At 70.5% G+C, this 19948-nt stretch carries 17 protein-coding genes, 1 tRNA gene and 1 pseudogene; 11 read left to right on the top strand and 8 right to left on the bottom strand.

The features are described from left to right. The first annotated feature begins 119 nt into the window (after nucleotides 1-119). On the top strand, nucleotides 120-530 hold the full coding sequence (locus ACH4E8_RS16755) for a pyridoxamine 5'-phosphate oxidase family protein (protein ID WP_398448742.1): 411 nt from the start codon (nucleotides 120-122) through the stop codon (nucleotides 528-530). Between the two features lie 147 nt (nucleotides 531-677). On the opposite strand, the gene ACH4E8_RS16750 is transcribed toward ACH4E8_RS16755, so the two are convergent. After that, on the bottom strand, nucleotides 678-998 hold the full coding sequence (locus ACH4E8_RS16750; protein WP_361539264.1) for a (2Fe-2S)-binding protein: 321 nt from the start codon (nucleotides 996-998) through the stop codon (nucleotides 678-680). Between the two features lie 347 nt (nucleotides 999-1345). Between ACH4E8_RS16750 and ACH4E8_RS16745 the strand changes: the two genes are divergently transcribed. Beyond that, nucleotides 1346-2338 (top strand): helix-turn-helix transcriptional regulator, encoded by a 993-nt coding sequence (locus tag ACH4E8_RS16745; protein ID WP_398448740.1) that lies wholly within the window; start codon nucleotides 1346-1348, stop codon nucleotides 2336-2338. 73 nt (nucleotides 2339-2411) lie between these two features. Here the strand turns inward: ACH4E8_RS16745 and ACH4E8_RS16740 are convergent, their stop codons facing one another. Genes ACH4E8_RS16740 through dnaK form a run of 4 tightly spaced genes read right to left on the bottom strand, consistent with a single transcriptional unit; the run spans nucleotide 2412 to nucleotide 6666 of the window. Then, the gene (locus ACH4E8_RS16740; RefSeq protein WP_361539258.1) at nucleotides 2412-2855 is read right to left on the bottom strand and encodes a heat shock protein transcriptional repressor HspR; all 444 of its coding nucleotides are present in this window, start codon (nucleotides 2853-2855) and stop codon (nucleotides 2412-2414) included. 5 nt (nucleotides 2856-2860) lie between these two features. After that, nucleotides 2861-4051 carry a molecular chaperone DnaJ gene (dnaJ, locus tag ACH4E8_RS16735; protein ID WP_398448738.1) on the bottom strand — a complete coding sequence of 397 codons (1191 nt, stop codon included), beginning with the start codon at nucleotides 4049-4051 and terminating at the stop codon, nucleotides 2861-2863. A 45-nt stretch (nucleotides 4052-4096) separates the two neighbouring features. After that, nucleotides 4097-4816 carry a nucleotide exchange factor GrpE gene (gene grpE / locus ACH4E8_RS16730; protein ID WP_398448736.1) on the bottom strand — a complete coding sequence of 240 codons (720 nt, stop codon included), beginning with the start codon at nucleotides 4814-4816 and terminating at the stop codon, nucleotides 4097-4099. Next, complete coding sequence (dnaK, locus tag ACH4E8_RS16725; protein WP_361539249.1) at nucleotides 4813-6666, bottom strand: molecular chaperone DnaK; 1854 nt, start codon at nucleotides 6664-6666, stop codon at nucleotides 4813-4815. Before dnaK ends, grpE begins: the two co-directional genes overlap by 4 nt. Nucleotides 6667-6963: 297 nt before the next feature. On the opposite strand from dnaK, the gene ACH4E8_RS16720 reads away from it, so the two are divergent. The 3 genes from ACH4E8_RS16720 to ACH4E8_RS16710 all read left to right on the top strand — a co-directional run bounded on the left by ACH4E8_RS16720 (nucleotide 6964) and on the right by ACH4E8_RS16710 (nucleotide 11109). Then, nucleotides 6964-7542: a sugar transferase gene (locus ACH4E8_RS16720; RefSeq protein ID WP_398448734.1), complete on the top strand. Its 579-nt coding sequence runs from the start codon at nucleotides 6964-6966 to the stop codon at nucleotides 7540-7542. A 183-nt stretch (nucleotides 7543-7725) separates the two neighbouring features. Continuing rightward, nucleotides 7726-10005, top strand: a complete 2280-nt coding sequence (locus tag ACH4E8_RS16715; protein ID WP_398448733.1) for a (Fe-S)-binding protein — start codon at nucleotides 7726-7728, stop codon at nucleotides 10003-10005. Between the two features lie 189 nt (nucleotides 10006-10194). Next, complete coding sequence (locus tag ACH4E8_RS16710) at nucleotides 10195-11109, top strand: Yip1 family protein (RefSeq protein ID WP_398448731.1); 915 nt, start codon at nucleotides 10195-10197, stop codon at nucleotides 11107-11109. Nucleotides 11110-11168: 59 nt separating this feature from the next. Here the strand turns inward: ACH4E8_RS16710 and ACH4E8_RS16705 are convergent, their stop codons facing one another. Beyond that, nucleotides 11169-11666 (bottom strand): phosphoribosyltransferase, encoded by a 498-nt coding sequence (locus ACH4E8_RS16705; protein ID WP_398448729.1) that lies wholly within the window; start codon nucleotides 11664-11666, stop codon nucleotides 11169-11171. A 1-nt stretch (nucleotide 11667) separates the two neighbouring features. Further along, complete coding sequence (gene dcd / locus ACH4E8_RS16700) at nucleotides 11668-12243, bottom strand: dCTP deaminase (RefSeq protein WP_361539234.1); 576 nt, start codon at nucleotides 12241-12243, stop codon at nucleotides 11668-11670. Between the two features lie 496 nt (nucleotides 12244-12739). Here dcd and ACH4E8_RS16695 point away from each other — a divergent pair. After that, nucleotides 12740-12810 (top strand) — tRNA-Gly (locus ACH4E8_RS16695). A 262-nt stretch (nucleotides 12811-13072) separates the two neighbouring features. Here ACH4E8_RS16695 and ACH4E8_RS16690 read toward each other — a convergent pair. Then, complete coding sequence (locus ACH4E8_RS16690) at nucleotides 13073-13879, bottom strand: DUF1963 domain-containing protein (protein WP_398448727.1); 807 nt, start codon at nucleotides 13877-13879, stop codon at nucleotides 13073-13075. Nucleotides 13880-14051: 172 nt separating this feature from the next. On the opposite strand from ACH4E8_RS16690, the gene ACH4E8_RS16685 reads away from it, so the two are divergent. The 5 genes and pseudogenes from ACH4E8_RS16685 (at nucleotide 14052) to ACH4E8_RS16665 (ending at nucleotide 19936) form a co-directional block, all read left to right on the top strand. Next, nucleotides 14052-14693 (top strand): CatB-related O-acetyltransferase, encoded by a 642-nt coding sequence (locus ACH4E8_RS16685; RefSeq protein ID WP_398448725.1) that lies wholly within the window; start codon nucleotides 14052-14054, stop codon nucleotides 14691-14693. A gap of 81 nt (nucleotides 14694-14774) precedes the next feature. Then, nucleotides 14775-15926 (top strand): macrolide family glycosyltransferase, encoded by a 1152-nt coding sequence (locus ACH4E8_RS16680; RefSeq protein ID WP_398448723.1) that lies wholly within the window; start codon nucleotides 14775-14777, stop codon nucleotides 15924-15926. Nucleotides 15927-16075: 149 nt separating this feature from the next. Beyond that, a pseudogene (locus ACH4E8_RS16675) lies at nucleotides 16076-16324 on the top strand (XRE family transcriptional regulator); the annotation flags it as partial. 92 nt (nucleotides 16325-16416) lie between these two features. Then, nucleotides 16417-18621 carry an McrB family protein gene (locus ACH4E8_RS16670; protein ID WP_398448721.1) on the top strand — a complete coding sequence of 735 codons (2205 nt, stop codon included), beginning with the start codon at nucleotides 16417-16419 and terminating at the stop codon, nucleotides 18619-18621. After that, nucleotides 18611-19936: a PE-PGRS family protein gene (locus ACH4E8_RS16665; RefSeq protein WP_398448719.1), complete on the top strand. Its 1326-nt coding sequence runs from the start codon at nucleotides 18611-18613 to the stop codon at nucleotides 19934-19936. Before ACH4E8_RS16670 ends, ACH4E8_RS16665 begins: the two co-directional genes overlap by 11 nt. Nucleotides 19937-19948 lie beyond the last annotated feature (12 nt).

Raw genomic sequence — 19948 nt, 5'->3', positions numbered from 1 at the left:
CCGAACTGCACTAACGGCCCCAGACGGGTCGCAGACGCCGCACCACAGCCCGCCGCACGGCGAGACCGCGCTGTCGGGAGGGCCGCGGGACACCTCCCGACCCCACCTAGGCTGGCGGCATGGCCATCACCGATCTGCGCGACCTGACGCCCGAGTACCTCGCGTTCTGGCAGGCGCACCACCTGTGCACCCTGACCACGCTGCGGCCGGACGGCAGTCCGCACGTCGTCCCGGTGGGCGTGACCTTCGACCCCGAGGCGGGCATCGCGCGGGTGATCACCAACAAGAGCAGCCGCAAGGTCGCCCACGTGCTGGCCGCGGCGGGCGGGGACGGCGCCCGGGTCGCGGTCTGCCAGTTGCACGGCAGGCACTGGGCGACCCTGGAGGGCCGGGCGCGGGTGCGCACGGAGCCGGCCGAGGTCGCGGACGCCGTACGGCGGTACGCGGAGCGCTACGGGCGCACGCCCCGGCCCAACCCCGACCGCGTGGTGATCGAGATCGCCGTCGAGCGCGCCCTGGGCCGCGCCTGACCGACCCGCCGCGCACGGCCCCGACAGTCCCTTGCGCCTCATCCGTACCGTACGCAGACGCACAGCGGCGCCATCGCGTTTCAGGTCCGCGATGGCGCCGCTGTGTGGGGGAAGTGCCGGAGCGATTTGGAACGACGGGGGAATCGCTCAGGCACTGCGGGGGGTGGCGGTGGTGGTGTCGGGCTCGACCATTTCCTGATCGCGCTGATCCAGATTGACGAAGATCATGCCGTACCGGATCGCGCACCGGACGGGCTGCGGCGCCCCTCGCGGCCGCCGCAGGCACCGGTACGCTCGAACGTCCTCGTCCTCCTCGCGCGCCACGACGATGGGTTCGCCGAACAGGGTGACCATCAACGAGTCGCCGCGGTGGGGGATGGCCGTGACGAGGTCGATGAAGTGCCACCCCGAGCGGTAGGCCGTGGCCATCTCACGCCGGAAGGACCGGTCGTCCGGGGGAATGGTCATGCGTCCACACCTTCAATAGCGTGCGCAGGGGCGTCTTCCCAGGAGGGCTCGCCGGCCAGGGTCGCGTCAGGGCGGCCGGACTCCCACGAGGGCTCACCCGACGTCGCCGCCAGGGAGCTTGCGGGGACGCGTTCCCAGGAGGGCTCACCGACGGATGCCGCCGCACCCAGCGCGGCTGCCGCCAGGGCCAGAGCACAGAGAGCACGTAGCGTCCTAGACATGGGTGATCTCCACCTCATTTGATCATTCCTCCTCCCCCGCGCATTAGACGATGTCTCACTCCGAACGCTTGCACCAGCGACGGCAGGCATCATGTTCCTGTATTGCAGGAACATGAGGGGGTACACATGGCGTCTAATGGGGGCGAACTCGGACACCCTCACGCAGACGGAAAGTTGTGCGAGGCGGGAAAGGGTCTTTACATCACCGCCCTGCGCACCGGGCGCATCGCCCGCTCCGAAGCTGAGTCCGCGCCCTGTCTCTTCGACCTCGCCCTGCTCGATCCCGACCCGTACGACGCGCAGTGGCTGCGACCGGTTCCGCCCGCCTCCGCGCTCTCACAACTCATTCACCCCATCGAGCGGGAAATCCAGGAGCGCCGCCGCCGGGCCCTGGCCCTCACCGACGCCCTCGAACCGTTCATGGCGTACACCGCTCAGAATTCCACCGTCCCGCAGGGGATAACCGTCCTCGAAGGACTGAACCGCATCAACGCGACCCTCGACCAGGTGACCGCGGACTGCACACAGGAACTCCTCACCGTCCAACCGGGCAGCGGACGCCAACCCCACTCCCTGGAGAAGGCGTTGCGCCGGGTGGAGCCGCTGATCGAACGCGGGGTGCGGATGCGCACGCTCTACCAGCACACCGCACGCCACCACCCCGCCACGCTCTCCTACATGGAGAAGGTCGGCCCCGCCGGAGTGGAGGTGCGCACCCTGGAGGAGATCATCGACCGGCTCATCATCGTGGACCGCAAGGTGGCCTTCATCCCCGCCAGCAGCGACCGGCTCTTCGCCCTTGAGCTGCGGCACAAGGGGATCGTGGAGTACCTCGTCGGCGTCTTCGAGCAGTTCTGGCTGCACGGGCTGCCGTGGGAGGAGCCGATCTCCTACGGCCCCGACCTCGACGGGATCACCGGAATCCAGCGCTCCATCGCCAAGTTGCTGGTGGAGGGGCACGTGGACGAGGCGATCGCCCGCCGGCTCGGGATGAACGTACGGACCTGCCGGGCCCACATCGCCAAGCTGGGCTCGTCCCTGGGCAGCGGCAGCCGCACCCAACTCGGCTATCTGATCGCCCAGTCGGGGATCCTCGAACACGACGCCCAGAACGCGTGAAGAGGGCCATCACCCCGGGATGGGGTGATGGCCCTCGCACGACGCTTCGGCGCCCGGACGACGCAGGTGCGTCCTACTCGCCCCGCTTGGGGCGCCACACCACCAGCGCGGTCGCCTGCTGCACGTCCTGGTACGGCACGAGGTCGCGCCGGTAGGAGGCGTGCACCTGGGCCTCGCGCTGCTGCATCGCCACCGCCGCGCCCTCGACCGCGGCCGACAGCTCGGCGACCCGGGACTGGAGCGCCGCGACCTGGTTCTCCAGCTCGATGATGCGCTTGATGCCGGCCAGGTTGATGCCCTCGTCCTGGGAGAGCTGCTGCACGGTGCGCAGCAGCTCGATGTCCCGGGCGGAATAACGCCGGCCCCGCCCCGCCGTGCGGTCGGGGGAGACCAGGCCCAGCCGGTCGTACTGACGCAGGGTCTGCGGGTGCAGACCGGAGAGCTGGGCCGCCACCGAAATCACGTACACCGGTGACTCGTCGGTCAGTTCGTAGGGGTTGCGGCGCCTTCCGTCCATCGTCCTCATGCTCCCTTCGCGGCCTCGAACAGCGCGGCCCTCGGGTCCTCGCCCGTGGTGGCCTCGCGGTACGCCTCCAGCGCGCCCTTCGCCTCGTCGCTCAGATCCTTGGGAACCACGACCTCGACGGTGACCAGCAGGTCACCCCGGGTGCCGTCCTTGCGGACCGCGCCCTTGCCGCGGGCGCGCATCGTCCGCCCGTTGGGAGTGCCGGCCGGCAGCTTCAACGTGACCGGCGGCCCGCCGAGCGTGGGCACCTTGACCTCGCCGCCGAGCACCGCCTCCGCGTACGTCACGGGGACGGTGACGGTGAGGTTGTCGTCCTTGCGACCGAACACCGGGTGCGCGCCGACGTGGACGACGACGTACAGGTCGCCGGCCGGTCCGCCGCGCTCGCCCGGGGCGCCCTTGCCGCGCAGCCGGATCCGCTGGCCGTCGGAGACGCCCGGCGGGATCCGCACCTGCATGGTGCGCGAGGAGCGGGCACGCCCGCTGCCCTTGCAGACCTCGCAGGGGTCCTGCGCGATCAGCCCGCGGCCCTTGCAGTCCACGCAGGGGTCGGTGAGCGAGAAGGAGCCGCTGCCGCCGCGCGAGACCTGACCGGTGCCGACGCAGGTCGGGCACACGCGGGGCGTGCCGTTCTTGTCGCCGGTGCCCGAACACGCCTTGCACGGCGCGGAGCTGGACATCCGCAGCGGGACCGTGGCCCCGTCGACGGCCTCGGTGAAGCTGAGCGTCACCTCGGACTCGACGTCCTGGCCGCGGCGGGGCTGGACGCGGGTGCCCGCGCCCGCACCGCGGTTGAACAGGCCGCCGAAGACGTCACCGATCCCGCCGCCGAAGCCGCCGGCACCTCCGCCCCCGCCGGGGGCCCCGCCCTGGGCGCCTCCGAAGAGGTCGCCCAGGTCGAAGTTGAAGCTGCCGCCGGCGCCGCCCGGGCCGGCGCGGAAGCCGCCGTTGCCGAAGAGGGCGCGGGCGTCGTCGTACTCCTTGCGCCGCTTGGGGTCGCCGAGGACGTCGTTCGCCTCGGAGATCTCCTTGAAGCGCTCCTCCGCGCGGGCGTCGCCCTTGTTGGCGTCCGGGTGGTACTCGCGGGCGAGCTTCCGGTACGCCTTCTTGATCTCGGCCTCGGTGGCGTCCTTGGGGACGCCGAGGACCTTGTAGTAGTCCTTCTCGACGAAGTCCTTCGTGCTCATCGACGTCCCTCCTTCCGACCCGTCACCTTCATCGGCACCCGTGCGCTAGCCCTTGTCCGGGCCACCGCTCTCCTTGCCGTCAGCCTTCGCACCCTTAGCTCCCTCGGCGTCCGCCGCGCCGTCCTCGGCACCCTTGGCGTCCGAGGACTCCGCGGCCTCCTTGCCGGAGGTCGACGGGGCCGCGCCCGGCTGGGGCTCGGCCACGGCCACCCGCGCGGGGCGGATGGTCCGCTCGCCGATGCGATACCCCGGCTGGAGCACCGCGACGCACGTGGTCTCCGTGACGTCCGGCGCATAGCTGTGCATCAGCGCCTCGTGGATCGTCGGGTCGAAGGGCTCGCCCTCCTTGCCGAACTGCTGGAGGCCCATCTTCGCCGCGGCGGTCTCCAGGGACTCGGCGACGGACTTGAAGCCGCCCACCAACTCCCCGTGGTCCCGCGCGCGGCCGATGTCGTCGAGCACGGGCAGCAGTTCGGCCAGGAGGGTCGCCGTGGCGATCTCCTTGACCGACACCCGGTCGCGCTCGACGCGACGGCGGTAGTTCTGGTACTCGGCCTGGAGGCGCTGGAGGTCGCCGGTGCGCTCGGAGAGCGCCGTGCGCACCTGGTCCAGCTCCGCCGTCAGGCCGGCGTTCTTGGCTGCGTCCCCTGCCGGGGCCGCGCGGCCCTCCTTGTCGGAGGAGCCGGCGGTCTCGGCGGCGTCGTCAGAGGTGGCGCCGGAGGGAACGTCGGGCTTCTCCTCGAAGCCCGGGGTCTCCTCCGTCACGCGGCACCGCCCTTGGGCTTCTCGTCGTCGACGATCTCGGCGTCGACCACGTCGTCGTCGGCCTTGGCCTGGCCGGCGTCGCCCTGAGGCGCGTCACCGGTGGCGGCCTGCTGCGCCTGGGCGTCGGCGTACATGGCCTGGCCCAGCTTCTGCGAGACGGCGGCGACCTTCTCGGTGGCGGTGCGGATCTCCGCCGAGTCCTCGCCCTTGAGCTTCTCCTTCAGCTCGACGAGCGCGGTCTCGACCTCGGTCTTGACCTCACCGGGGACCTTGTCCTCGTTGTCCTTGAGGAACTTCTCCGTCTGGTAGACGAGCTGCTCGCCCTGGTTGCGCGTCTCGGCGGCCTCGCGGCGGCGGTGGTCCTCGTCCGCGTACTGCTCGGCCTCCTGGCGCATCCGGTCGACCTCGTCCTTCGGCAGCGAGGAGCCGCCGGTGACGGTCATCTTCTGCTCCTTGCCCGTGCCCAGGTCCTTGGCGGTCACGTGCATGATGCCGTTGGCGTCGATGTCGAAGGAGACCTCGATCTGCGGGACGCCGCGGGGCGCCGGCGGCAGACCGGTCAGCTCGAACATGCCCAGCTTCTTGTTGTACGCCGCGATCTCGCGCTCGCCCTGGTAGACCTGGATCTGCACGGACGGCTGGTTGTCCTCGGCCGTGGTGAAGATCTCGGAGCGCTTGGTCGGGATCGTGGTGTTGCGCTCGATGAGCTTGGTCATGATGCCGCCCTTGGTCTCGATGCCGAGGGACAGCGGGGTGACGTCGAGCAGCAGGACGTCCTTGACCTCGCCCTTGAGGACGCCGGCCTGGAGCGAGGCGCCGATGGCGACGACCTCGTCCGGGTTCACGCCCTTGTTGGCCTCCTTGCCGCCGGTCAGCTCCTTGACGAGCTCGGCGACGGCGGGCATCCGGGTGGAGCCGCCGACCAGGACGACGTGGTCGATCTCGGACAGGGCGATGCCCGCGTCCTTGATGACGTTGTTGAACGGGGTCTTGCAGCGCTCCAGCAGGTCCGAGGTGAGCTGCTGGAACTGGGCGCGGGTGAGCTTCTCGTCCAGGTGCAGCGGGCCTTCGGCGGAGGCCGTGATGTAGGGCAGGTTGATCGTCGTCTCGGTGGACGAGGACAGCTCGATCTTCGCCTTCTCGGCGGCCTCGCGGAGCCGCTGGAGGGCCATCTTGTCCTTGCCCAGGTCGACGCCGTGGCCGTTCTGGAACTGCTTGACCAGGTAGTCGACGACGCGCTGGTCCCAGTCGTCGCCACCGAGGTGGTTGTCGCCGTTGGTGGCCTTCACCTCGACGACGCCGTCGCCGATCTCCAGCAGGGACACGTCGAACGTGCCGCCGCCGAGGTCGAAGACGAGGATGGTCTGGTCGTCCTTGTCCAGGCCGTAGGCGAGGGCGGCGGCGGTGGGCTCGTTGACGATGCGCAGGACGTTCAGGCCCGCGATCTCGCCGGCCTCCTTGGTGGCCTGGCGCTCGGAGTCGTTGAAGTACGCCGGAACGGTGATCACCGCGTCGGTGACCTTCTCGCCCAGGTACGCCTCGGCGTCCCGCTTCAGCTTCTGCAGGATGAAGGCGCTCATCTGCTGCGGGTTGAAGTTCTTGCCGTCGAGCTCGATCTTCCAGTCCGTGCCCATGTGGCGCTTGACCGAACGGATCGTCCGGTCGACGTTCGTGACCGCCTGGCGCTTGGCGACCTCGCCGACCAGCACCTCGCCGTTCTTCGCAAAGGCGACGACGGACGGCGTGGTCCGGGCTCCCTCGGCGTTGGTGATGACGGTGGGCTCGCCGCCCTCCAGAACGCTGACGACGGAGTTAGTCGTGCCCAGGTCGATGCCGACCGCACGTGCCATGTCAATTCCTCCAGCTGAAACTACTTGAGTGGATCTGACTCATAGCATGCCCGACGGTCCGGGGAGAGTCAACAGACCTGAGTCCACCACGCTCAACTTTTAACCCACGCTTATCCGCAGCCTTGGCGCCCGCCCCGGCCCGCCGCCGTCGTCGCGCGTGGCGCAGCACCCCCGAGCCGGAGCGTCTGCGAAAGTCATGCCCCACGGAAGTCGACAAACACCCACACAGCAGCTCAAAGCCCTCACACCTCGGCAACAACACCAAGACGCAGCGAACCACTCCCACGGGAGACGCGGATGTCCACCTCCAAGCGAGCCGTCGACGTCGTGGGCGGCACCCTCCTGCTCCTGCTCCTGACCCCCGCGCTGTTGGCGCTCGCCGCCGCCGTCGCCGTCACCTCCCGCGGCCCGGCCCTCACCCCCCGCCGGCGCGCCGGCGCCGGCGGCCGCCCCTTCCCGATGCTGACCTTCCGCACCGCGCCCACCACCCGCACGGGCCGGCTGCTGCACCGCCACTACCTGGACCACCTGCCGCAACTGATCAACGTCGTACGGGGCGAGATGTCGCTGGTCGGCCCGCGCCCGCTGCCCGTCGACCACCCCCTGACGGGCACCGCCCGCGCCCGCACCGCGGTCCGCCCCGGCATCACCGGCCCCTGGCAGATCGGCGGCAGGTCCGGGCTGCCGTGGGAGGAGATGGCCGTCCAGGACCTGCACTACGTGCGCGAGCACTGGCTCGGGATGGACCTGGCGATCCTGGCGCGCACGGCCGCGATCGCCGCCCGCGGCCTCGGCCCGCGCCGGCTGCGCGGCAGGGCGCCCGCACCGGACCCGGAGCCGCGCGTACCGCGCCCGCAGGGGCTGAGGCAAGCCTGAGCGACACAGATCACCGGCCGCGCGGCTACAGTGCGGCCCCATAAGTGGGTAGTCTCGGCACGAACCCATTAAGTTACCGCTTAGTAGTCGCGACGGAGTCACCCGGGCTCCACCACCGCGGCTCGCCCGCAGTACGCCGGAAGTGCCGGAACGTCCCCCCTCGCAGGCCCGAGGAGTCCCGAAATGCAGCTCGCCGCGATCGTCGTGTCGCTGGTCCTGACCGTGGTCGCCGTCGCGCTCATCGCCCGAGCCGTGGCGCAGATCTACCGCTTCGTGAGGCTCGGCCAGGCCGTGCCCGCGGGCAGCCGCACCGACGCCCCCAAGCAGCGCACCATCACCCTGGCCAAGGAGTTCCTCGGCCACACCCGGATGAACCGCTGGGGCATCGTCGGATTCGCCCACTGGTTCGTCGCCATCGGCTTCCTGACCCTGCCGCCCACCCTGCTCCAGGCGTACGGCCAGCTCTTCCAGGCCGACTGGGTGCTGCCGGTCATCGGCACCTGGGTGCCGTTCGAGATGTACACCGAGTTCATCGGGCTGATGACCGTGGTGGGCATCGTCGCCCTGATCGTGATCCGACTGCTCAGCCTGCCCTCCCGGGCCGGCCGCAAGTCCCGCTTCGCCGGCTCCAAGGCGTGGCAGGCGTACTTCGTCGAGTACGTCATCCTCACCATCGGCCTGGCGATCCTGGCGCTGCGCGGGCTGGAGGGCGCGATCCACCACGTGGACGGCTACCAGGCGGGCTACTTCGTCTCGTACCCCCTCGTCGCCCTCTTCGACGGCCTGAGCGTCGCCACCCTGCAGAACCTGATCTACTTCACCGCCATGATCAAGATCGGCGTCTCGCTGGTCTGGGTGATCACGGTCTCGCTCAACACCAACATGGGCGTGGCCTGGCACCGCTTCCTCGGCTTCCCGAACATCTGGTTCAAGCGGAACGCCGACGGGGACACCGCCCTCGGCGCGCTCCAGCCGATGACGTCCGGCGGCAAGGAGATCGACTTCGAGGACCCGGGCGACGACGACGTCTACGGCGTCTCGCAGGTCGAGCACTTCTCCTGGAAGGGCATCCTCGACTTCTCCACCTGCACCGAGTGCGGTCGCTGCCAGTCGCAGTGCCCCGCCTGGAACACCGGCAAGCCGCTCTCCCCCAAGCTCCTGATCATGTCGCTGCGCGACCACGCGCACGCCAAGGCGCCGTACTTGCTGGCGGGCGGCGGGACAGGCGCGGGGGGCTCCGAGGGTGGGGCGAGGGCGTCGGAAGAGGCGTTGAAGGACGTGCCGGCGGCGGCGCTCGCCGAGGCCGAGCGGCCCCTGATCGGGACGCTGGCGGAGAACGGCGTCATCGACCCGGACGTGCTGTGGTCCTGCACCACCTGCGGTGCGTGCGTGGAGCAGTGCCCGGTCGACATCGAGCACGTCGACCACATCGTCGACATGCGCCGCTACCAGGTGATGATCGAGTCCGCGTTCCCCTCCGAGGCGGGCACGATGCTGAAGAACCTGGAGAAGAAGGGCAACCCCTGGGGCCTGGCGAAGAAGCAGCGCGTCGAGTGGACCAAGGAGGTCGACTTCGAGGTCCCGATCGTGGGCCGCGACGTCGAGGACCTGACCGAGGTCGACTACCTGTACTGGGTCGGCTGCGCCGGCGCCCTGGAGGACCGGGCGAAGAAGACCACGAAGGCGTTCGCCGAGCTGCTGCACATCGCGGGCGTGAAGTTCGCGATCATGGGCGGCGACGAGAAGTGCACCGGCGACTCCCCGCGCCGCCTGGGCAACGAGCCGCTGTTCCAGCAGCTCGGCCAGGAGAACGTGGCGATGTTGAACATGGCGTTCGGCGAGGATGACGACGAGCCGGCGACGAAGAAGCCGAAGTCGGCGAAGAAGATCGTCTCGACCTGTCCGCACTGCTTCAACACCATCGCGAACGAGTACCCGCAGCTCGGCGGCGAGTACGAGGTCATCCACCACACCCAGTTGCTCCAGCACCTCATCGACGAGGGCCGACTGGTCCCGATCACCCCGGTCGAGGGCCTGATCACCTACCACGACCCGTGCTACCTGGGTCGGCACAACAAGGTGTACACCCCGCCGCGCGAGATCATGTCCGCCGTCCCCGGCCTGCGCCAGCAGGAGATGCACCGCCACAAGGAGCGCGGCTTCTGCTGCGGCGCCGGCGGCGCGCGGATGTGGATGGAGGAGCGCATCGGCAAGCGCATCAACGAGGAGCGGGTCGACGAGGCGCTGTCGCTCAACCCGGACATCGTCTCCACCGCCTGCCCGTTCTGTCTGGTGATGCTCACCGACTCCGTCAACGGCAAGAAGAACAACGGGACGGCCAAGGAGTCGCTCCAGGTCGTGGACGTGGCGCAGCTCCTGCTCGACTCGGTGAAGACGCCACCGGCGGACGGCGAGCCGATGGAGGAGCCCGAGGGCGCGCCGGAGCCGGAGCCGGTGAAGTAGTTCCGTACGTCCGTACGTGGTGAGGGCCGGGTGCTCGGGCGCCCGGCCCTCGTCCGTTTCCCCCGGCTGTCCCCAGGGTGGGGATAACCCCCCGGGGCTCCCCTAGGGGATGTCACAGCTCAGCCGCAAAGCCCCTGCTCGCACCCGTGATGACACCGTGACACCCCGGAAGCGGGTACGTTCGAAGGCGTGGCTGGATTCAGGATCGGACGCGGCCGGGACAACCGCACGCAGCAGCAGCAACCGCAGCAGGCACCGCCGCCGTACGGGCAGCAGCAGCCGTACGGGCAGCAGCAGCCCTGGCCCCAGGCGGGCGGCGGCTACCAAGGCGGCGGCTACCAGGGCGGCCAGCCTCCGGCGTACGGCGAGCCGGAGTACTTCGGCGACCAGTACCAGCAGCAGGGCCGCCCCCAGCAGCCCCCGCAGCACCATCCCCACCAGCACCCGCAGCACCAGGACCCGTACGCCAACAACGCGGGCCACACCCAGGCGTTCTCCGTCGACGACCCCTACGGCCAGGGCTCGACCTACCAGGCGGGCAGCGCGCCCGCGGCCCCCGTCGGCCCCCGGCTGCACTGGAAGGAGCTGCTGACCGGCATCGTCACCCGACCGGCGCAGACCTTCCTGCAGATGCGGGACTACCCCGTGTGGGGCCCGGCGCTGGTCGTCACGTTCCTCTACGGCATGCTGGCGATCTTCGGCCTCGACGAGCCGCGGGACGAGGTCATCAACGCGACGCTGTCGGCGGCGATCCCGGCCGTACTGATCACGGGCGTCGCCTTCGTCATCGGCGGCACGATCCTGGGCGCGGTCACCCACACCCTGGCCCGCCAGTTCGGCGGCACCGGCTCCTGGCAGCCCACGGTCGGCCTCTCCATGCTGATCATGACCCTCACGGACGCCCCGCGCCTGCTCTTCGCCCTCTTCCTCGGCGGCCAGAACTCCTTCGTCCAGCTCCTGGGCTGGGCGACCTGGTTGGCGGCGGGCGCGCTGTTCACGGTGATGGTGAGCAAGTCGCACGACCTGCCGTGGCCGAAGGCGCTGGGGGCGTCGGCGATCCAGCTCATCGCGCTGCTGTCGATCATCAAGCTGGGCACGATCTGAGTCGTACGAAGGGGCGCCCCCGAGCGGGGGCGCCCCTTCGTCATGCGTACGACGGTGGCTCAGGCGTCGAGGATCTGCCCCTCGCGGCGCACCACGGGCTTCTCGACGGACCACGGGAAGTTGATCCAGTCGTCCGTGCGCTTCCACACGTACTCGCACTTCACCAGCGAGTGCGACTTCTCGTAGATGACCGCGGAGCGCACCTCGGCGACGTGGTCCAGGCAGAAGTCGTGCACCAGCTTCAGCGTCTTGCCGGTGTCGGCGACGTCGTCCGCGATCAGGACCTTCTTGTCGGAGAAGTCCACGACGTTCGGCACCGGCGCCAACATCACCGGCATCTCCAACGTCTCGCCGACGCCGGTGTAGAACTCGACGTTGACCAGGTGGATGTTCTTGCAGTCCAGCGCGTACGCCAGCCCGCCGGCGACGAAGACCCCGCCGCGGGCGATCGACAGCACTATGTCGGGTTCGAAGCCGTCGTCCGCGATGCTCTGCGCCAGCTCGCGGACCGCGGTCCCGAACCCCTCGTACGTCAGGTTCTCCCGTACGTCACTCATGTCACACCTGCGTCCGATGGAAGTTCTGGAACGAGCGGGAGGCCGTGGGCCCGCGCTGCCCCTGGTAGCGGGAGCCGTACCGCTCGCTGCCGTAGGGGTGCTCGGCCGGCGAGCTGAGCCGGAACATGCACAGCTGCCCGATCTTCATCCCCGGCCACAGCTTGATCGGCAGCGTCGCGAGGTTCGACAGCTCCAGCGTGACGTGCCCCGAGAAGCCGGGGTCGATGAAGCCCGCGGTGGAGTGCGTGACCAGGCCGAGCCGCCCCAGCGAGCTCTTGCCCTCCAGCCGGGAGGCGAGGTCGTCCGGGAGGCTGATGACCTCGTACGTGGACGCCAGCACGAACTCGCCCGGATGCAGGATGAACGCCTCGTCCCCCTCCGGCTCCACGCACCGCGTCAGGTCCGCCTGCTCGACGGCGGGGTCGATGTGCGGGTACCGGTGGTTCTCGAACACCCGGAAGTAGCGGTCGAGGCGCACGTCGATGCTGGACGGCTGCACCATGGATTCGTCGAACGGGTCGATGCGCACCCGCCCGGCGTCGATCTCGGCCCGGATGTCCTTGTCTGAGAGAAGCACCCCCCGAGGATACGCAGAGCGCACGGACCCCATCGAACCGGACGGCCCGACGGCCCGTGCGCGTCTGCGCCCGCCTACGTTCCCGCGGCTACTTCTTCACCGCCTCCACGGGCACCACGCTCCGCAACCGCGCACAACGCGGACACCGGACGAGCCTCGCCGGGCCGATCCGTCCCGCGCCGAGCTGCTGCATCGGAAACGAGCCGGTAGCGAAGACGTGCCCTTCGGCACAGCGGACGACGGTGCGTGCCATCAAGTCCATCAGGTCCCTTCCCCAACAAATGCGGACGAACGCCACATTAGGGTATGAACCATCTCCACTCGCGACCGGCACTCCGTCTCCCACGCTACGCCCCAACTCCCTTGCCCCGCAGCCACGTCCGACGCGACCGCCGACGTTCCGCAACGGAAAAGCCCCACGGCGCCGTTCGCCGGGGGGCTGGGATGGGGTACAGTGGGCGCCACGGTTGTCGATCATCGAGATCGGTTCCGTCGCGCGGGTGTAGTTTAATGGTAGAACATAAGCTTCCCAAGCTTAGAGCGCGAGTTCGATTCTCGTCACCCGCTCTGTGAATGAGGCCCAGGTCGAAGACCTGGGCCTCTCTCGTTGGCCTGCACCGCTCCGGCGCGTCGTAGGAATGCGCCGCCGGCACCCGGTGGAGAAGCCGCTCAAGCCGCGGGGCGTCCCAAGTCGACTCCGCCCGCGGTGGGTTGTCCTCCAGTCGTCGATGCGGCCCGACCGCCGGTGGGGCCCGGAGCGAACCTCCGGGGCGGATGCGGGCGGATCGGAGGGGCAAGCCACTCCCTCCGGGGCTGGAGACCTCGGTGGTCAGTGGCAGTCGAAGCGCCAGTCCCACGGAAGGCCGGTGCAGCGACGGCAGCGGAAGAAGTAGATGCCGCCGCAGTCGCCCAGCTGGATGTCTCCGGTGATGGTCAGCAGGTGCTCCATGCGGTGTCCGCCCGCGCAGTTCGGCCAGTCGGCCGGCTGCGTCCAGGCGGGCCAGCCGCCGACCTTGGTCGCGATGACGTTGGAGTCCGGCGGCCACAGGAAGCCGCCCGACGGCAGTTGGAGGCGGGGCTCCCAGGTTTCCCGCATGTCCTCGGGCAGGTCGAGTCGGCTCGGGAAGTCCTCCGCGGTGGTCGGGGACAGCGTGGACGGTTCCGGCATGTGGTCCTCGTCGTACTGGCCCGCGCTCGCCTCGGGGATCTCGGACAGCAGCCCGGCGGCCACGACCTCCGCCTCGTTGCGCCAGTACAGCCGTGGCACCACCGGTCCGGGGTCCTGCTCGTGCACCAGCGCGCACCACACCAACTGGAGCACGTCCTTGCCCTCCGGGAACTCCAACCCCGGTACGTCCCGGGCGAACAGTTGGAGGATCGGCACCATCGGGACCGCGCCCGGGACGGTCGGGGTGGTGTTGCGCCAGTCGGGCCCGTACGTCCAGTGGTCTTCCCGCGCGCAGTACGGCCACGGCTCGTCCGCGGGCCACAGCGGTCCGCCGCCCAGTGAGCTCTCCCGCACGTCGGGGTCGCCGGGCTCCGGGTTGAGGAGGATGGTCTCCCGGGCGAGGTCCGCGTACTCGGGTATCAGGGTGCGCAGGTCCTTCGCGGGCAGTTCGGGCGCGGATCCGGGCATCGTGGCTCCTCGGGAGGAAGCGGAGGTCTTCGGGACTGCCCGCACGTTGGTGGGACTAACGGCACGTTAGTTCGTGCCACCGACAGCGCCGGGAGAAAATCGGTGGGCCGGGGGTCGGAGCGGGGTGATCATGGGGCGGAAACCGAAAGCTACCGATGAGGAACCGCAGCCCATGCCCGTACCCGCCGATCCGACCGTCCTCCACCCCATGCCGGGGCAGCCGCGGGTCGTGCTGCTCAAGCCGTTGGTGACGTCGCCCCTGATCGAGGTCGGGGAGTACTCGTACTACGACGACCCGGACGACCCGACCGCGTTCGAGACGCGGAACGTGCTGTACCACTACGGCCCCGAGAAACTGGTCATCGGCAAGTTCTGCGCGCTGGGCACGGGGACGCGGTTCATCATGAACGGGGCCAACCACCGGATGGACGGGCCCTCCACGTTCCCCTTCCCCACCATGGGCGGCTCGTGGGCCGACCACTTCGACCTGCTGGGCGGTCTGCCGAGCCGCGGGGACACCGTGGTCGGGAACGACGTCTGGTTCGGGCACGGTTCGACCGTGCTGCCGGGGGTGCGGATCGGGCACGGCGCGATCATCGGGTCCGGGTCCGTGGTCACCGCGGACGTGCCGGACTACGGGATCGTCGGCGGCAACCCGGCCCGCCTCATCCGCACGCGGTACGACGCGGCGGACGTCGCCCGGCTGCTCGCGGTCGCCTGGTGGGACTGGCCCGCGGAGCACATCACCGAACACGTGCGGACGATCATGTCGGGGAGCATCGACGAACTCGAAGCCGTCGCCCCGAACTCCTGACTCCCGGAACCGAAGCGAGTGCATCAAGTGCCCAGTTCAACCCGTTCAACCCGTTCGACCCGCAGCCCGGCGCACATCGCCATGGTCGGGATCCCCGCCATCAGCCACGTCCTGCCCAGCCTCGAAGTGATCCGCGAGTTGGTCGCGCGCGGGCACCGGGTGACGTACGCCAACGACCCCGCGGTGGCCGACCTGGTCGAGAAGACCGGCGCCGAACTCGTCCCGCTCGCCTCCGGGCTGCCCGTCGCCGACAACGACTGGCCCAGCGACCCGATCGCCGCGGTGGGACTCTTCCTCGACGACGCGATCAGCACGCTCCCGCAGTTGCGGGCGGCGTACGACGCCGACCCGGCGGACCTGTACCTGTACGACATCTGCGCGTACGCGGCCCGCGCGCTGGCCGAGTCGCAGGGGCGGCCCGTCGTGCAGCTCTCGCCCACGTTCGTGGCGTGGGAGGGATACGAGGAGGAGGTCGCGGCCGCGGTGTGGCAACTGCCGGGGGCGGACGCGTACCGGGAGAAGTACGCGCGCTGGCTCGCCGGCAGCGGGGCGACGACGACCGACATCGACGTCTTCCAGGGGCGGCCTGAGCGGGCGTTGGCGCTGATCACACGGGCGTTGCAGCCGAACGCCGACCGCGTCGACACCGACGCCGTCACCTTCGTCGGCCCCTGCTTCGACACCCGCGCGGACATGGACGGCTGGTCCCGGCCGGCGGGCGCGGAGAAGGTGCTGCTGGTGTCGCTGGGGTCGGCGGACACCCGCCACCCGGAGTTCTACCGGCAGTGCGTGGCCGCCTTCGGCGGGCTGCCCGGCTGGCACGTCGTGCTCCAGATCGGCAAGCACACCGATCCGCAGGAGCTCGGGGACGTCCCGTCCAACGTCGAGGTGCACCCCTGGGTGCCGCAGCGGGCGGTCCTGGAGCACGCGGACGCGTTCGTCACGCACGCCGGCATGGGCGGCTGCGGCGAGGGCCTGCTGGCGGGCGTCCCGATGATCGCGGTGCCGCGCAGCTCCGAGCAGGGCATGAACGCCGACCAGCTCGTGGCGTTGGGCGTGGCGCGCCGCGTCGACCCCGAGGCGGCGACGGCCGACGCCCTGCGAACGGCTCTTGAGGAGCTGATCGCGGACGAGGAGGTCGCGGGCCGCTCGGCGCGGGCCCGGGCCGCGGCGCGGGCGGAGGGCGGGACTCCGCGGGCTGCGGACCTGATCGAGGACGCGCTGCCCGGGTGAGGCCGCTGCGGCGGGTGCCCGCGGGGCGCGCGCCGGTGCCGACGGCCCGTCCCCACCCCCGTGGAGGACGGGCCGCCGTTCGTCCCGCGGGGCCCGCCGGGACGTGTCCGTAACGTCCCGCGCGCGTCCCTGCGCGTCGCTACGGCGAGACCTGCCGCACCGTCTGGGCCCGCGCGACCGGCCTCCGCGTCGGCGACCGGGTCGTCCTGACCGTCCCCGGCCGACAGGACCAACACGTCGTAGCGGTGGCCCGCCGCGACGCGGACCGCTACCTGGTCACCCCGATGTCCGCCGCGATCGACCCCTCCGAGGCCCGCGTCTGCCTCCTCCCCGAGGGCGGCGGCGCGCAGGAGTGCCTGGGGCGGGAGCGGGGGGCGGTGGGGACGCCCGCGTCGTGACGGCGCGGTTACACGGCGCCTTGCGGTGCGCCGGTCTCGACGGCTTGCCCCAAAGCCGCGATCTCCACCGCGCGCTGCGGGACAATGCGCCCATGGCTGAGGGTGGGGATTTCAGGGGCGGCCTCGCGGAGCGCATCGCCCGTTTCGATCGGGAAGCCGCGGAGCAGGGCGCCGACCGGGCCGAGGAGGAACGGCAGCGGGTGCTGAAGGAGTTCCCGCTGGAGGACTGGCCGGAGCTGGCGCTGGAGCGGTACGCCCTGGGTCCGGCGGGCTACGGCAGGCGGCGGGTCTCCTTCTGCCGGCTGATGGAGTACGGCACCAACGCGATCGGCAGCATTCGCGGCGGCAGCGCGGCGAAGCACATCATCTTCCAGCACCGGACGGGCGAGTGGCGGGTTCCCGTCGCGCTGCGCGGGATCGACGTGCACGCGGCCTGGGAGCACGTGCGCGCCGACTTCAACACCGCGTTCGCAGCGGCCGCCGATGGCGCGTACGAGCACATCGACGAGTTGGTGTCGCTCTCGTACGGGCAGGCGCTGACCACCAAGGCACTGGCGGTCTACGCGCCCGGCGAGTTCCTGCCGGTGTTCTCCTCGTCGCACGTGCGGCACTTCACCGCGCTCTTGGGCGGACTGCCCCACCAGTACTCGTCGGGCGTACGCACATGGCGCGCGAACCGCGAACTGCTCGCCCTCGTACGACAGACGCCGGAGTTCGCCGGGTGGCGCCCGCACGTGGTGATGCAGTTCCTCTACGCCTTCCACGACCCGCGGCCGAAGAACCGCGAGGTCTGGAAGGTCGCACCGGGCGTGGGCGCCGCCCTGTGGGACGACTGTCTCGCGAACGGTCACATCCGCGTCGCCTGGGACGAAGTCGGCAGCCTCGGTCAGTACGAGAGCGACCGGGAACTGAAGGAAGCCCTGGACCAGCACCGGCCGCACAGCACCGGTGGAAACCTTCGGCTCGCCAGGCAACTGCTCGCCTACCGGGACCTGGAGTCCGGTGATCTGATCGTCGCCAACCGGGGCAAGTCGGAGGTGCTGGCGGTGGGCACCGTCACCGACGGCTACTCGTACAACGAGGACGTGGAGAAGCACCGGCACACCGTGGGGGTGGACTGGGACACCTCGTACGCCCAGCACTTCGACTCGCCCCGGCACGCCTGGCAGCCGACCCTGGCAGTGGTGAAGCCCAAGCTGTGGCGGGAGATCCGACAGGGCCGGAAGGCGGTGCTCGCCGAGGCCGTCGAGCCGGCGCCCACCGCCGACGCGGAGCTGCCCGACGACGTGCGCGCGGTGTGCGACCTGCTCGACCACAAGGGACAGGTGGTGTTGCAGGGGCCGCCCGGCACCGGCAAGACGAGGCTGGCACTCAGCGTCGCGCTCGCCCTGGCGGGAAGCGCGGACCAGATCGAGGCGGCTCCGGCGGAACGCGCCGCGGCCCTCGCCGAGTTGTCCAAGGTGCCCGACAAGGCAGCAGCGGCCCGCCTCACCGTGGTCACCTTCCACCCGTCCTACGGCTACGAGGACTTCGTCGAGGGCTTCAAGCCCGATACGGCCGCGGACGGAGCCGGGCTGAAGCTGACCATGACGGACGGGCTCTTCCGTCGCGTCTGCACGGCGGCCGAGGAAGCACCCGACGACACCTTCCTGATCGTCATCGACGAGATCAACCGGGGCGACCTGCCGCGGATCCTGGGCGAGCTGATCACCCTGCTGGAGATCGACAAGCGGGGCTCCGTCCACGTCACCCTGCCCAACAGCGGCCGTCAGCAGACCGTACCGGCGAACGTCCGCATCATCGGCACGATGAACTCCGCCGACCGCAGCGTGGGGCACATCGACGCGGCGATCCGGCGGCGGTTCGCCTTCCTCGACGTCCAGCCGGATCCGGACGTGCTGGACGGGGAGGTGGGCGGGCTGGGGCTGGCGTCCTTCCTGGAAGGGCTGAACGCCAAGCTCGACGCCGCCTTCGGCCCGGACCACCTCCTCGGCCAGGCGTATCTGCTCGCCGGGGACCGGCCCATCGCCACGGCGGAGCAGCTCTCCAACGCCTTCCACCACGAGATCGTGCCACTGGTGGCCGACTACTGCCTGGGCCAGCCCGACCTGCTGCGGAGCGTGCTGGGGGCGCTGGTGGACGACAAGACCGGTCGGGTCGTGCAGACCAACCCGCAGGACCTGCCGGGGGTGTTGGCGGACGAGTTCGTGGTCGTCGAGGCCGCAGGCGACGGACTCGGGGGCGACACGGACGGCACGGACGGCACGGACGGCACGGACGGCTGGGATGCCGCGTAACGGCCCGGTGCAGCACGGCACCGTCGGGAACGAAGTGACCCTTGAGGAGCACGCGTCCGTCACCGTCCCGCACTCCCGGCTCACCGCGAACGACCTCCGCGTGCTGAGGGCGACCAAGGCGGTGTCGGTCACCGACGGTCGCCACGGCTACGCGCTGAAGGCGCGGGCCACCAGCGGAGTGCTCCAGCTCGACCTGATCCGTCTGGTCCTGCGGCCCAAGTTCCCCGTGGAAGGGAAACGGCTGATCGACTGGCTCTGCTACGCCAACAACCGGCCGGAGCCGGACGAGACCCTGCGGAACTGGCCGATCGGCGCCGACGGATACGCGGGGCTGGTGCCGGCCGCACTGCTCCACGAATGCCGCTTGTTGCTCCGGCGCGGACTGCGCCGCGACTACGTGCGCCGCGAGCGCGTCGACACCACCCTGAGGGGACGGCTCGACGTGGAAGCGCAGGCGACCCGGTGCTTCGGCGCGGTCGACCGGCTCCACCTCCGGACGTTCGAGTACGAGGAGGGCGGCTGGGAGAACCTGGTGTGCGGAGCCGCGCTGACCGTCGCCGCCCGACGGTCCACCGACCCGCGCCTGACCCGGTGGCTACTCGACGCGGCGGCCGGCTTCCCCGCCCTCCGCCGGCCGGTGGACGCCCTGCCCCTGCTCGCCCGGGGTCAGTACACCCGGCTGAACGGCCACTACCGGGCCGCCCACTCCTGGGCCAGGGCCGTCCTCGGCGGCGGCGGGGTGTCCGACCTGCTGGATCCGTACGGCTTCGGCACCAAGGGCCTGCTGCTCAACCTGAACGTGCTGTGGGAGAGGGTGGTCAAACGGATGGCCTTCGACGCAGCGAACGACCTGGGCGGCAGGGCCGCGCGAAAGCAGGAAGGCGAAATCCACACCCGTGGAGGGCACGGGAGCGGGTACCGGCCTTTCGACCCGGACGTGCTGCTGGCCTTTCCCCGGCGGGCCCAACGGCCCGGGGACACGCGCTTCCTCATCGTGGACGCGAAGTACAAGAAGTACGAGGACAGGAGAGTCGGATCCGCGGACCGGCACCAACTCCTCACCTACATCGCCGGCTACACCGCCCCGGACTCAGCCCTGGCCCTGGTCGTCCACCCCTCGCCCCACGCCGCCACCCGACGCACCCTGAGGATCGAGGGCCCCCGCGGCCGGCTGGGCGTCATCGAGGTGTTGGGCCTGGACACCCGCGTCCCGCCCGGGGACGCGGCCGAACCGCTCCGCAAACGCATCGAGAAGTTCGCGGCTTCCGCGGTGGCCCAGGGCGCCGGCACGGGGTCGGCCGCTGCGGCGACTTGAGCGGGTGCGGCC

The organism is Streptomyces sp. NPDC017979 (assembly GCF_044328175.1).
Taxonomy (GTDB): Bacteria; Actinomycetota; Actinomycetes; order Streptomycetales; family Streptomycetaceae; genus Streptomyces.
The sequence above is the reverse complement of the archived record's forward strand: the minus strand, read 5'-3'. Positions and strand labels throughout refer to the sequence as shown.